Source organism: Oceanisphaera ostreae (assembly GCF_042676125.1).
Classification (GTDB): domain Bacteria; phylum Pseudomonadota; class Gammaproteobacteria; order Enterobacterales; family Aeromonadaceae; genus Oceanimonas; species Oceanimonas ostreae.
The window spans coordinates 56451-68880 of the sequence record NZ_JBHTJS010000028.1 but is presented as its reverse complement, the minus strand read 5'-3'; the positions used below and the strand labels follow the sequence as shown (position 1 = coordinate 68880).

Annotated in this window: 13 protein-coding genes; 11 read left to right on the top strand and 2 right to left on the bottom strand. The window is 47.9% G+C overall.

Going from position 1 to position 12430, the window contains the following annotated elements:
- The first annotated feature begins 102 nt into the window (after nucleotides 1-102).
- From ACFQ1C_RS07090 to ACFQ1C_RS07050, 9 genes are all read left to right on the top strand, one after another.
- On the top strand, nucleotides 103-423 hold the full coding sequence (locus tag ACFQ1C_RS07090) for a hypothetical protein (protein ID WP_379557903.1): 321 nt from the start codon (nucleotides 103-105) through the stop codon (nucleotides 421-423).
- A gap of 192 nt (nucleotides 424-615) precedes the next feature.
- Nucleotides 616-762, top strand: a complete 147-nt coding sequence (locus tag ACFQ1C_RS07085; RefSeq protein WP_379557902.1) for a hypothetical protein — start codon at nucleotides 616-618, stop codon at nucleotides 760-762.
- 220 nt (nucleotides 763-982) lie between these two features.
- Entirely contained in the window at nucleotides 983-1699 is a 717-nt protein-coding gene (locus ACFQ1C_RS07080) for a YebC/PmpR family DNA-binding transcriptional regulator (RefSeq protein ID WP_379557901.1), read from the top strand.
- Nucleotides 1700-2161: 462 nt separating this feature from the next.
- On the top strand, nucleotides 2162-2896 hold the full coding sequence (locus tag ACFQ1C_RS07075; RefSeq protein WP_379557900.1) for an aspartate/glutamate racemase family protein: 735 nt from the start codon (nucleotides 2162-2164) through the stop codon (nucleotides 2894-2896).
- 90 nt (nucleotides 2897-2986) lie between these two features.
- Nucleotides 2987-4378 carry an NCS1 family transporter gene (locus tag ACFQ1C_RS07070; RefSeq protein ID WP_379557899.1) on the top strand — a complete coding sequence of 464 codons (1392 nt, stop codon included), beginning with the start codon at nucleotides 2987-2989 and terminating at the stop codon, nucleotides 4376-4378.
- Nucleotides 4379-4592: 214 nt separating this feature from the next.
- A complete protein-coding gene (locus ACFQ1C_RS07065; RefSeq protein WP_379557898.1) occupies nucleotides 4593-6050 on the top strand; it encodes an NCS1 family nucleobase:cation symporter-1 in 1458 nt (485 codons plus the stop codon).
- Nucleotides 6051-6254: 204 nt separating this feature from the next.
- Complete coding sequence (locus tag ACFQ1C_RS07060) at nucleotides 6255-6950, top strand: GntR family transcriptional regulator (RefSeq protein ID WP_379557897.1); 696 nt, start codon at nucleotides 6255-6257, stop codon at nucleotides 6948-6950.
- A gap of 262 nt (nucleotides 6951-7212) precedes the next feature.
- A complete protein-coding gene (locus ACFQ1C_RS07055) occupies nucleotides 7213-7695 on the top strand; it encodes a nucleoside deaminase (protein WP_379557896.1) in 483 nt (160 codons plus the stop codon).
- Nucleotides 7696-7846: 151 nt separating this feature from the next.
- Complete coding sequence (locus tag ACFQ1C_RS07050; RefSeq protein ID WP_379557895.1) at nucleotides 7847-8521, top strand: aspartate/glutamate racemase family protein; 675 nt, start codon at nucleotides 7847-7849, stop codon at nucleotides 8519-8521.
- Between the two features lie 68 nt (nucleotides 8522-8589).
- Here the strand turns inward: ACFQ1C_RS07050 and ACFQ1C_RS07045 are convergent, their stop codons facing one another.
- Complete coding sequence (locus ACFQ1C_RS07045; protein WP_379557894.1) at nucleotides 8590-9453, bottom strand: YicC/YloC family endoribonuclease; 864 nt, start codon at nucleotides 9451-9453, stop codon at nucleotides 8590-8592.
- Between the two features lie 187 nt (nucleotides 9454-9640).
- Between ACFQ1C_RS07045 and rph the strand changes: the two genes are divergently transcribed.
- Together rph and pyrE are read left to right on the top strand one after the other, a co-directional pair.
- Entirely contained in the window at nucleotides 9641-10369 is a 729-nt protein-coding gene (rph, locus tag ACFQ1C_RS07040; protein WP_379557893.1) for a ribonuclease PH, read from the top strand.
- A 334-nt stretch (nucleotides 10370-10703) separates the two neighbouring features.
- Entirely contained in the window at nucleotides 10704-11345 is a 642-nt protein-coding gene (pyrE, locus tag ACFQ1C_RS07035; RefSeq protein ID WP_379557892.1) for an orotate phosphoribosyltransferase, read from the top strand.
- 132 nt (nucleotides 11346-11477) lie between these two features.
- Here the strand turns inward: pyrE and ACFQ1C_RS07030 are convergent, their stop codons facing one another.
- Entirely contained in the window at nucleotides 11478-12371 is an 894-nt protein-coding gene (locus tag ACFQ1C_RS07030; protein WP_379557891.1) for a chemotaxis protein, read from the bottom strand.
- Between the last annotated feature and the right edge of the window lie 59 nt (nucleotides 12372-12430).

Sequence of the window (12430 nt, the reverse complement as noted above, 5' to 3'; positions counted from 1 at the left end):
TTGGCTTATAGTTGTTATAGCCATACACCTAATGCACTCAAGCATATATTGGTAAATGGCTTAGTAGCTCACTAAGAGAGCTGACATAAGGAGGTCGAGTCAATGGCAATACCGGTGATATTACCGACAATCGCTCCTAATGCGGCGGCACCGTCTACCGAGGCTGCTGCAGCCGACAAGGCACGTCGGCCCAGTATACCGGTGATTACGGCGGTGCTGCCTTATGCGGCCATTCGACCACGGCATAAAGACCGAGAGCGAGATCGTCGCCAAGCCGCTTTTGAAGCTTGGCTGGGGTTACGCCAAGGGGAAACCTGCTGGATTGGGGCCAATTCCGCCATGAGCCGTCGGCTTAATGTGATTAGTAAGCGCTATGAAAGTTCAGACGACGATGTCGGCTTAGAGCTAGACGTTGAGGTCTGAAATAGAGAGCGGCATGCGTTAGGAGTGAGAGCGGAAAAGTTTGCGTAGTGCAGAGGAGAATGATGATGACCAGTTATCAGCTACAACTGACAGGCAAACAAACGATTGCCGAAGGCACCCTAGCATTTTACTTTGCCAAGCCAGAAGGCTTTACTTTTAAGGTGGGACGAACAAGGTTACGTCGATCAGGCCATGCTAGCCCATCACCTCAACGACGTTAAAGAGCTGATATATTATCTCGATGGGCCTCCCGAGTTAGTCGCAGCCATGAAAGAGTTACTAGAGCAAATCGGCGTTGATGCCGACCAAGTACGCAACGAAGAATTTTCCGGTTATTAAGGCTTTAACAGCGCCGAGCACTAAGCACCAAGCGGCCGGCACCCCGCGCCCAGCTAACCCTGCAGCCAATATTGTTGTGGCTACGATAGAAATGCTCAGCTCACAGCAAGCAGCATGTAGTTTCTTAGCTCGGTGCTTAGCGCTTTACAAATAGATTTGCCCCCGTGCTGGGTGTAAAATTCGGCCACTTACGATGAACTGACCACTAACGAGAGCACCCATGGGCAGAGCCTACCAAAACCGCAAAGAATCCATCGCCAAAACGGCAAATGCCAAAAGCAAGGTATACAGCAAATACGGCCGAGAGATTTACATGGTCGCTAAATCGGGTGGGGCCGATCCAGACGGTAATCTGGCGTTGCGCGGTTTGATTGATCGCGCTAAGAAAGATCAGGTGCCTACCCACGTTATTGATAAAGCGTTGCAAAAAGCCACTAGTGGTGCGGGTGAAGACTTCTCCCCCGCCCGCTATGAAGGCTTTGGCCCAGGGAATTGCCAAGTGATCGTCGACTGTCTAACCGATAACCCAAATCGCACCATCGGCGACGTGCGTCAGTGCTTTAATAAGGTGAAAGCCAAAATTGGCACCTCGGGTACCGTGAGCCACATGTTTGATCACTGCGCTATTCTAGTGTTTGCCGGTGATGACGAAGATGCCGTATTAGAAGCGCTGATGATGGCCGATGTAGACGTGACCGACATCGAACTAGAAGGCGGGAAAGTCACCGTATTTGCCCCGCATACGGAATACTTCAAAACCAAACAGGCATTAACCGAAGCCTTTGCCGACATCGATTTTGAAGTAGATACCATTCAATACGTCCCCCAAACTACCATTGAAATTACCGGCGATGACGTAGCTCAAATGGAACGTTTCCTCGACATGCTGGACGATGTAGACGACGTACAAAACGTTTACCATAACGCCGAATACTAAAACATGAACCGTCTTTTTCATTGAGCAAATAAGAAGGGACAGCCTAGGGGCTGTCCCTTCTTATTTACCCCTTCTCCTTGCTGCACTATCCCATCGCTATCATTACGCCTAGTCCTGAGCGTGTTAATAAGTTATCGAAAGAACACTCCACTATGGAGGTTTTTTGATGTGCAAATTTATGATTAAGATCACACTTTTAGTAACAATATAAAAACATATCGTTTGTTTTGGTCAGTTGCTATGCAATTTTTTGTTAACGAAATCCCGATTGACTTGTAAGCATTTACTTTAAAAACAAAGTTTTAAGCTTTTATTCTTATAGTTTTCTCTCCTGAGTATTCAAAGGGCTCCAGTCTGACACGCTAGTTATATGTGTAGTTTGTATTTTACAAACTGTTAACGATTGGTCTATTATTGGATCGTTAACAATAACCAAGCTAGTTCGTAAACAAGGATGGCACAATGAGAATTAAAATTATCAACCCGAATACCACTCAGTCGTTTACCGACGCACTACAGACATTAGCCGATAGAGTTTCTCGCCCCGATACCGAAATTCTGGCGGTCAGTCCCGCCACTGGCCCAGCGTCCATCGAAAGCTTTTACGACGAAGCGCTGTCGGTACCTGGCGTGCTGGAAGAGATTGCCAAAGGCGATCGCGAAGAAAATATCGACGCCTATGTGTTGGCCTGTTTCGGTGACCCGGGGCTTTATGCCGCTCGGGAGCTAACCGACAAACCGGTGCTGGGTATTGCCGAAGCGGCTTTTCACATGGCGGTGATGAGCGGTGCCTATTTCACTATAGTGACCACGGCGCCTAGAGTTCGTTTCATGACCGAGCACTTGGTCAATCGCTACGGCTTTAGCGAGCAGTGCAAAAATATCCGTACCACACCGATGAAGGTATTGGATTTAGCTACCTCACCAGACACAGCAATTGCAAAAGTGATTGCCGAATGCCAGTTAGCGATTAAAGAAGACCACGCCGAAGCCATAGTGCTGGGTTGTGCTGGTATGTCCCAGTATCGGGAATATATCGAACAGCAAATCGGCATTCCGGTGATCGATGGCACAGTAGCAGCGGTCAAGCTGTGCGAGGCCATGGTGGATATGAAGCTGGGCACCAGCAAGGTATTGACCTTCAGCTGGCCACGACCAGAAATGGCTCCCCAAGGGCGCCAACTCAATATCGCCTGAGGCGATAACACGAGAACTGCACGGCTCATGGTGGTCGGCAGAGGATGGGGAACTTAGCGCCCCGAGTGACGGAATACCGAGGATTTAACTATGGCTACTCAGAATGTAAGCAACAGTGCCGCGATTCCCATGCAAACCGGTAACGTACAATCAGCCAAGGTGGTTGGAAGTAATGAGAAGAAGGCAGGAGATGAGTCACTTGCTCCCCAGAAAAATAGAATTATGGGTAGAGTTTCTTATTTTCTAGCTTGGTTTGGTGGTTGTGTATCAATTGGCACCTTTACTATGGGCTCTAGTATTGTTGGCACGCTCAATTTGTTACAAGCTTGCATAGCGATCTCGATCGGTTGTTTTAGTATAGGTATAGCTCTAGCGTTGAACGGGGCTGCAGGCTACAAATACGGCATTCCTTTTATGGTACAAGCTAGGAGTTCATTTGGTTTTGCCGGTACCCGTTTTCCAGGTATGGTGCGAGCAGTACCGGCTATCATATGGTATGGCTTTCAAAGTTGGATCGGTGCTGGGGCATTGAACGCAGCTTCAGCTGCCTTATTTGGCTTCGATAATCTAGTACTGTTTTTCGTGGTATTCCAGTTCCTGCAGATTGGCCTGTCTGTCCTCGGTTTTCAGGGCATTAAATGGTTAGAAAATATAGGCAGTGGCTTTATTCTAGTAGCGCTAGTTTATATGTTTTACAGCGTAATAAATAAATTTGGTGATGATATAGCGACCAATTTGGTGAATATTGAAGGCTCTTGGGGTTTGCCATTTTGGGGAGCCACTATGCTGTTCCTCGGTGTTTATAGCACCATGATGTTGAATGTCAGCGATTACTCTCGTGAGCTAAAGGAAGGTACTAAGCCGGGTTGGTTAACGGTAATTTATTCCATGTCTATTCTGCCTTGTACTATTTTTATGGGCTTAATTGGATTGATGGTTTCCGGCGCTACGGGGATATCTGATCCCATTCAGGTTTTCTCCAGTGCGGTTGATAACACACCATTACTCGTTATTACTCTGTTATTTATTGCCTTCGCCCAAGTCACTACCAACGTACTTAATAACGTTATACCACCGACCTATATCTTAATGGATGTGTTTAAACTGAAGTTTCGCACCTCGACCATTCTGGTTGGTTTGTTGGCTTTTTGTACCTTCCCTTGGAAATTGGTACAGGAAGACTCGGCAGCAGGTTTACAGATTTTCGTACAAACGTACTCTGCATTCTTGGGCCCCATCTTTGCCGTTATGGTGGTGGATTATTTTATTCTACGTCGCCGTACACTGGACTTAGATAAGCTTTATGACGAACAGGGTCCCTATAAAGGTATCAACTATGGTGCTGTGATTTCTGTATTGGTTGGGGCTTGCGTAGCATTAACGTTCGTCTCTGTATCTTTGTACGCCAGTCTATTACCCGCCGGTATTGTGTATTATCTGCTGATGCAGTACTGGAAGCCCTGCCAGCGCTTCCGTTATTAATCCAAGAGGGGTCCGGTCAACGGACCCCTCTTTGTTTCAGAGTCTGCTTATCTTTCGAAATTATTTCTGCAGCAATTGGCAGGGGTTTTATACTAAAACAGAGTTGATGCTGGGAGACACTCCGCATACAGGCGCGATAACGCAGTAACAGCGCGTTTAACTCGACAAAACTTAACCGCGAAAAGTCAGCAGAACCTAAATAAGGAGTGCCGATATGGATGACCGTCTACTCGAGGTGAAAAGCAGGGATCCTCTGCTATATAACGAAGACTTGGCACCAGTAAAGCATAAGCATCGTAGCTGGGGTTGGTTTGAAATTTTTAACGTCTGGTCCAACGATATTCAGAGTTTGTTTGGTTACAGTCTGGCCGCTTCGTTGTTTTTAACTTACGGCCTGAATGGTTGGGCGGTGATGGGCGCCATTATTCTTGCGGGTTTTATCGTCATGGTACTTGTGAACCTGACCGGTAAACCCAGCGTGAAATATGGTATTCCCTTTCCGGTACTCATCCGTTCAAGCATGGGCGTTAGAGGGGCAAACTTACCGGCGCTGCTGCGCGCGATTGTCGGTATTTTCTGGTACGGAGTGCAGACCTACTTTGCTTCGACGGCCGTTACTTTATTACTGACCGCCTTGTGGGGGCCGAGTAGTGGCGCTGAATTTCTGGGCTTGTCGCCGACCGCTTGGCTGTCGTTCGTTATTGTCTGGCTGTTTCAGATTTTGTTGTTCTGGCAGGGTATCGACAAGATAAAGATATTCCTTAATCTAGCTGGACCGTTGGTTTATCTGGTCATGGTGGTATTAATGATCATTGTCTGGGTAAAGGCTGGTGATCAATTGATACCAGCAGTCAGCACTATTTTTAGCAGTGCTGGCCTCAAGGAAGGCAGCGATCTAGCAGCATTCAGTGCCATTGTAGGCACTATGGTTGCTTACTTTGCTGCAGTAGTCATCAACTTCGGAGACTTTACTCGTTTTGTGCGTAGCGAAAGGGAGATGAAGATAGGCAACCTAGTTGGTCTGCCACTTAACGTTGCATTTTTCTCTTTTATCGCATTGATGATTACCGCGGGTACTTTAGTCTTGTTTGGTGAGGCGCTGACCAATCCTGCAGATATTATTGAGCGGGTAGACTCGTTGCCATTAACGATAGTAGCGGCGCTAACCTTCTTTGCCGCGACTGTGGGCATTAACTTAGTCGCGAACTTTATTCCACCGGCCTATGACCTTGCCAACTTATTTCCTCGAGTCATTACTTTTCGCATTGGTGGCTTGATTACCGCCGTGATTGCCTTCTTTGTCGGGGCGTTCTGGGTATCTTTTATTAGCCAGATTGGTATTCCTGGGTTTGTAAATGCGCTAGGCGCCATCGTGGCACCTTTTTACGGCATTATCGTGGTGGACTACTATCTGATAAAGCGTCAAGAGCTGGATATGGAACAGCTATTTTCGTCAGCTCCTACAGGTGCTTACTATTATCAGGGTGGCTGGAATCTCAAGGCAATACTGGCCTTTGCTATGGCAGCGGTGTTCTCTATTTCGACCGTGTTAGCGCCTAGCTTGGCCGAGCTTGACGGCTACGGATGGTTGATTGGTGCAGCCCTGGGTGGCATTTTCTACAAAATTTTAGTTATGTTACTTGGAGATCGAGCGAAAGAAAATGTACAGTAAGTTCTGATTTAGTTTATTAATAAAAAAGGGCCACGGCCCTTTTTTAAACTAAAACAGTCGTTATTGTTCACGAATTCACCTTGTGATAACCTTAATTCGTAGTTTGTACTAATTTTGCAGTTCTGGAAATCGAATCTGTCCGTAACAATAATAGAATAATAGGTTGGTTGGTCAGACCTTTGTTATTCATATCAAGGTAGCACTATGAGTAATAAAACCAAAGATCTAGATAGCGTTTATCAACGTATCTGGGAAGCGATAGTAGCTCATAAATTGTTGCCAGGTACCCGCTTAAAGGAAGAGGAGTTAAGCGAGACGTTTGGTTTGAGTCGTGGGTTTGTGCGTAAGCTATTGTTGCAATTGTCTTATCATAAGTTGGTCAACTTGGTTCCCAATAGTGGTGCCTTTGTTGCAGAGCCTTCACCAGAAGAAGCGCGGGATATTTTTCAAGCTCGCCGTTTAATTGAAGCTGAGCTGGTACGTGAGTTGGCAAGCAAGTGTACGATGCGCGAAAAAAAGCTATTGCAGGAACATTTGGAGCAGGAGCATCAGGCGATTGAACGGGGCGAGCAGAGTTTACGTATTCGCTTATCTGGTGAATTTCATTTATTGATCGGCAAGCTGGCTAATAAGCCGGTGTTAACGTCCTTTCTGCATGAAATCATCCCGCGTTCATCACTCATAGTGGCGCTTTATCAAGGAACAGACCTAAACCAGCACAGTCATTCTGGTTCGTCTTGTAGTGAACATAATACATTGTTAGAGGCGATTGCTACTCATCAAGTCGAGCTGGCAGTAACGCTGATGATTAATCACCTCAACGAAATTGAAGCCCAATTACAGCTAGAGCCGATTACAGATAAAGTAGCTAATCTTAAAAATATTTTTGCCGATGTCTGAGACAAGTTTAATCATAGAAGTTGGCTGCACAACATGAAATTAGCGATCTAAATCATGCGTATTTGCCGAATGTTGCAGTCGATAAACAGACCCTCCGTCAGGAGGGTTTTTTATTGCGACCTCTTATATAAGAATGTTTATCTCTGCTGACTATAAATTCCTGTTGCTTATCATCTTAACAGTTTGATTTATAATGAAATTATGACAATTATAACGACAGGCGTTAATCGTCTGAGTCTTTGTCTTATGGAGTGAAGTAAATATGTCAGATTTGGATTATATCAAGACCACCATCGAGTTGGCGCGGGATAACGTGGCCCGTGGCGGGCAGCCGTTTGGCGCGCTTTTGGTACGCGATGGGGTGGTACTGGCGGAGGGCGTTAACGAAAGCTATATCGATCACGATGCTACCGCCCATGCTGAAATTCAGGCGATTCGTAATGCGGGAAAACAGCATAAAGCGACTTCGTTTTCCGGCGCCACCATGTATGCCAGTGGTAAACCTTGCGCTATGTGTCTGGCTGCTATGATCCAAGTCGGTGTTGCTAAGCTGGTGTACTGCGCCGACGACGATGTAGGCGAAGGCTACGGCTGGTCTACGGAATATCTATATGATCGGATGCAGAGTGGCTTTGGACACCAAGGCATAGCAACCACCTATCTGCCGCTGGATGAAAAAACTCACGTATTTGAGTTATACAAAGAAAAACACGGCAACGGTAGCAACGAACAAATGAAAGGTTAACGCTAATTGACGTTAAGCTATGTAGGTCAAAACCTAAAAGCGAAAGAACATTTTTGCCACGGAATACACGGAAATACACGGACAAAGAGCAACAAAGAACGATAACCGCTTTAAAGCGCTCATCGATTAGGAGTAAGTCATTAAAAAGCTGGTGTTAATTAACCCTAACGGCAATGCCGAGGTTACTGCTGCCATGGCTGCGCAGGCCCAGCTCGTGCTTGACTGCAAGATGCCGGGCCCGCGCTGTCGCGTGCTCGGCAGAACTAACCAGCAAGCCCCGCCATTATTAGCAAGCCCCGCTGATATGCAGCTTGCAGCCGCGGGCGTGTTGGCGTTGGGCGTGCAAGCTGAACAGGAACAAGCTTGCGCTATTATCGTGGCGGCGTTTAGTGATCCTGGCATGAATGAGCTACGCGGGAAGGTATCGATTCCGGTGTTGGGTATAGGCGAGTCGGCTTTTGCCGAGGCTGCTAAAGGCGGCCGTCATTTTGGTATCGTTACCATCACGCCAGACGTGGCTTTGCTGGCCTCTTTTACCGCAAGGGCGACTGAGTTAGGTGTTGGCGGGCAGTATTGTGGCGCGCACGTTACTCAAGGCGATGCGCATACGCTATTAGCCAATGTAGAGCAGCTAGATCGGGCATTGGCGGTGGCCATTGCCGAGTCTATTGCCGATGGTGCCCAAGCCATCATACTGGGTGGTGGCCCCTTATCGGCTGCTGCTGAGCGCCTACAATCCCAGTTTGCCGTGCCACTACTTAACCCTGTCAGTGCCGCAGCACGGGCTGTAGTGCAGCTCGGTGACGGGCGACTGAGTAAGCGGTGATAAAAAATAAAGCCCTGAAATATCAGGGCTTTATTTAATTAAAAGACGCTTAAGAAGATAATAGAACGTTACTCGATGTTCTGAATTTGCTCGCGCATTTGCTCTATTAGTACTTTGAGCTCGACCGCTGAATTGGTGATATCGGTGCTGATCGACTTAGATCCTAGGGTGTTGGACTCGCGGTTAAATTCTTGCATCATGAAGTCTAACCGACGACCACAGGCGCCGCCTTTTTTCAGAATTTTGCGGGTCTCGCCAATGTGTGTCACCAAGCGATCTAGCTCTTCGGCGACATCGACTTTTTGTGCCAATAGCACCATTTCTTGTTCTAGGCGCTGGGGCTCGAGTTCAATTTTGGCTTCTTCAAATCGGTCCTGCAGGCGCTGGCGCTGCCACGCCATAATAGCCGGCATTTCGGTTTTAACTTTATCTACTTCTTGCTCAATTCCGGTTAAGCGCAGCTCGATTAGCTCTTTTAGCTTATCGCCTTCGCTGGCGCGGGCGGCCAAAAAGTCATCCACTACTTTATCTAGGCAGGCGATTAGTTCACTGCTTAACGTATCCATATCTTGGGCTTGTGCTTCCATCACCCCAGGCCAGCGTAAAATATCAACCGGGTTTAGAGTGCCTTGGCCTGCTTCTTCCATCACCCAGTCGGCACCGGCAATCAATTGCTTAGCAAGTGGCTTATTCATTTGTAACTGGCCTTGGTTGGCCAAGTTAGACTCAAAGCGCAGGCCACACTCTACTTTGCCACGTTGCATGCGGGCGCGTAGCTTTTCACGTACTAAGGGCTCTAGGCTGCGAAACTGCTCGGGCAAGCGGGTGTAGGTTTCTAGGTAGCGTTGGTTAACAGAGCGGATTTCCCAAACGGCGGTACCCCAGTCTTGTTTAAATTCTTGTCGCGCATAGGCGGTCATGCTGTGGATCATGTGATTCTCGATGTATGTTGCACGTTAATGAGGTGAGTTTGACACAGGCCCTTACTGTACGGCAATGGCGTACGCGCTAGATAGTGCACGCATGCAATGGGCGAGTAGTTTCTTTATAATAACTTTCTTTATAAGAATCGTGTTTCACCAAGCGTACACCACGATTTTATCCTCATTGGAGAATACTATGTCTACACGAGCCTGCGGCCGCGCGGTTGATGAAATTCGCCCCGTTACTATTACGTCTAATTATACTCGTCATGCCGAAGGCTCTGTGCTGGTGGAATTTGGCCACACCAAGGTGCTGTGCAACGCCTCCGTGGAAAAAGGCGTGCCCCGTTTTTTACGCGGTAAAGGCCAGGGCTGGGTAACCGCCGAATACGGCATGCTACCCCGTTCAACGCATAGCCGCATGCACCGTGAAGCCTCCAAAGGCAAGCAGGGTGGACGCACCATGGAAATTCAACGCCTTATTGGTCGCTCGCTGCGTGCCGCCATGGATTTGAACAAGCTGGGTGAATACACCATTACCGTGGATTGCGATGTCATTCAGGCGGATGGTGGCACCCGTACAGCGGCGATTACCGGTGCGTGTGTGGCATTGGCCCACGCAATCACATGGATGCAAGGGCAGGGCATGATCACTGCTAATCCGCTGAAAACGCTGGTTGCAGCTATTTCGGTAGGCATGGTGAATGGTCTGGCTGTTTCAGATTTGGAATACACCGAAGACTCCACTGCCGAAACCGACATGAATGTGGTGATGACTGCCGAAGGTCACATGATTGAAGTACAGGGCACGGCAGAAGCGGCACCTTTTACTCATGAGCAGTTGCTGGCCATGCTGGCCTTAGCCCGCAAGTCCATTGATGAGCTGGTTGCTCATCAGCGCCAAGCTATTGCGAATGTTGAGTGATAAATGTTGAGTGAAGAACAAAAAATAAAGAGGTAAAGATTTTTCGCCACGGAATACACGGAAAAACACAGACGAAGAGCAACAAAGAACGATAAAGGGGAAGTACCGTCAGTCTGGTGTTCTTCTTCAACCTTCAACCTTCAACCTTCAACCTTCACCCTTCACACGGTGTTTTTCTGTTAGTGTTCTTCCGTGTATTCCGTGGCAAGAATAGGTTTGGGATTGGCCCGTCCTCTTGACCCTTCACTCTTCACCCGTTTTTCCGCAGCAAAAAATGTTTAACGCTTATGATGGTCATATTGGCTGCGAGCTAAAATACTTGAGAGAAGAATCGATGAAAGCATATCAGCGTGAGTTTATTGAATTTGCCATGAGCAAAGACGTGCTTAAATTTGGCGAGTTCACCCTAAAGTCGGGCCGTACTAGCCCCTACTTTTTTAATGCCGGTTTGTTTAACAGTGGCCGAGACTTAGCGCGTTTAGGTCGTTTTTACGCCGCCGCCTTGGTAGATGCCAACATCCAATATGATGTGTTGTTCGGCCCTGCTTACAAAGGTATTCCTATTGCCAGTGCCACTGCCGTTCAGCTGGCAGAAGTGCACGACCAAGATGTGCCTTATTGCTTTAACCGTAAAGAAGCTAAAGATCACGGAGAAGGTGGCAACTTAGTTGGTAGCCCTTTGCAAGGCCGTATTATGCTAGTGGACGATGTGATCACCGCGGGCACGGCCATTCGTGAGTCGATGGATATTATTCAGGCTAACGGTGCCGAATTAGCTGGGGTACTCATTGCACTGGATCGCCAAGAGAAGGGCAAAGGCGAGTTGTCGGCCATTCAAGAAGTTGAGCGTGATTATAACGCCGAGGTGACAGCTATTATTACTTTGGCCGACTTGGTGGAGTACTTAAGCGAACAGCCCGCGATGGCCGAGCACCTAGAGCAAGTGCAGGCTTATCGGCAGCAGTACGGGATTTAATTAGACGTTAAAAACATAGCACCCAGCGCCAAGCGAAAATAAGACTCCGCTCTTTGCCGTTCTTGGCGCTGGGTGCCGGGCGCCTCTTTCTATGCCGTCCTCTTCCTCCTTCACCCATAACCCGCCACTAAGTTACTTAGATTTTCGGCCTACGGCGGCGGTGAGCATGGTGTGTAGTAATTCGTGCGCATCGAATTTGGTCAATGCCCGGTCGGCACCTACCTGCTCAGCATAGCTTAAGCTCATCTCGCTGCTTAATGATGAGTGCAGGATAATCCAAGGCTGATGTAGGTTGGGGTTGTTTCGTACTTCAAATGCCAGTTCATAGCCATCCAGCCCCGGCATTTCAATATCGCTCACCAAAATATCTACGGGATGACCGTCAGCATTGGCACTGAGCATGCGCGCTAAGGCATCATTACCATCGTGGGTTACCTGATAACCGATGTTTTTACGATCAAGCAAGTCACTCAACTGCTTGCGGGCAACAATTGAGTCATCCACCAGCAAAATCGATAACCCCCGTAGAGTTTCAATTTCCATATCGTTTAACTGTACATCTTGGCTGCTCAGAGATTCCGGATAGACCTTCGCCAGTAGCAACTCTAAATCCAGTAACTGAACCAGCTCGTCATCTATGTTTACCAATCCGGTAATAAACGCATTTCGCCCCAGCGCCTTGGGCGGTGGCGAAACGTCTTGCCAGTCAATTTCAACGATGCGCTGCACTTTACGCACCAGAAATCCGATTTCTTTACGGTTTACGTCGGTGACTATAACCGAAGCGATTGCGCGCTCTTCAGCCGTTAAAGGGGGATAACCGACGGCCGCTGCCATATCAATAACGGGTACCGCCGCACCGCGAAAGGTAGCGCTGCCAATAACGGTACTTTGGCTGCTGGGGAGTCGGGTTAATCGAGGGAGGGGCATGATTTCGCGGATTTTCAGCGTGCCCAAGCCAAATAAACGTCGGCCTGCTAGCTGAAACAGCAACAGCTTTTGCAACTGCTTAGGATGTTTACTCATAGCGTATCATGCTCTTTTTATGGGCAGAATGAATACCTAGCACAGGGGGTATTTTAATG

What these genes read in the sequence shown, in the direction of transcription:
- ACFQ1C_RS07070 (WP_379557899.1), top strand. Translation starts at nt 2,987, where the DNA reads ATGGCTACTCAGAATGTAAGCAACAGTGCCGCGATTCCCATGCAAACC.
- ACFQ1C_RS07060 (WP_379557897.1), top strand. Translation starts at nt 6,255, where the DNA reads ATGAGTAATAAAACCAAAGATCTAGATAGCGTTTATCAACGTATCTGG.
- rph (WP_379557893.1), top strand. Translation starts at nt 9,641, where the DNA reads ATGTCTACACGAGCCTGCGGCCGCGCGGTTGATGAAATTCGCCCCGTT.
- ACFQ1C_RS07075 (WP_379557900.1), top strand. Translation starts at nt 2,162, where the DNA reads ATGAGAATTAAAATTATCAACCCGAATACCACTCAGTCGTTTACCGAC.
- ACFQ1C_RS07045 (WP_379557894.1), bottom strand. Translation starts at nt 9,453, where the DNA reads ATGATCCACAGCATGACCGCCTATGCGCGACAAGAATTTAAACAAGAC.
- pyrE (WP_379557892.1), top strand. Translation starts at nt 10,704, where the DNA reads ATGAAAGCATATCAGCGTGAGTTTATTGAATTTGCCATGAGCAAAGAC.
- ACFQ1C_RS07085 (WP_379557902.1), top strand. Translation starts at nt 616, where the DNA reads ATGCTAGCCCATCACCTCAACGACGTTAAAGAGCTGATATATTATCTC.
- ACFQ1C_RS07080 (WP_379557901.1), top strand. Translation starts at nt 983, where the DNA reads ATGGGCAGAGCCTACCAAAACCGCAAAGAATCCATCGCCAAAACGGCA.
- ACFQ1C_RS07055 (WP_379557896.1), top strand. Translation starts at nt 7,213, where the DNA reads ATGTCAGATTTGGATTATATCAAGACCACCATCGAGTTGGCGCGGGAT.
- ACFQ1C_RS07030 (WP_379557891.1), bottom strand. Translation starts at nt 12,371, where the DNA reads ATGAGTAAACATCCTAAGCAGTTGCAAAAGCTGTTGCTGTTTCAGCTA.
- ACFQ1C_RS07090 (WP_379557903.1), top strand. Translation starts at nt 103, where the DNA reads ATGGCAATACCGGTGATATTACCGACAATCGCTCCTAATGCGGCGGCA.
- ACFQ1C_RS07065 (WP_379557898.1), top strand. Translation starts at nt 4,593, where the DNA reads ATGGATGACCGTCTACTCGAGGTGAAAAGCAGGGATCCTCTGCTATAT.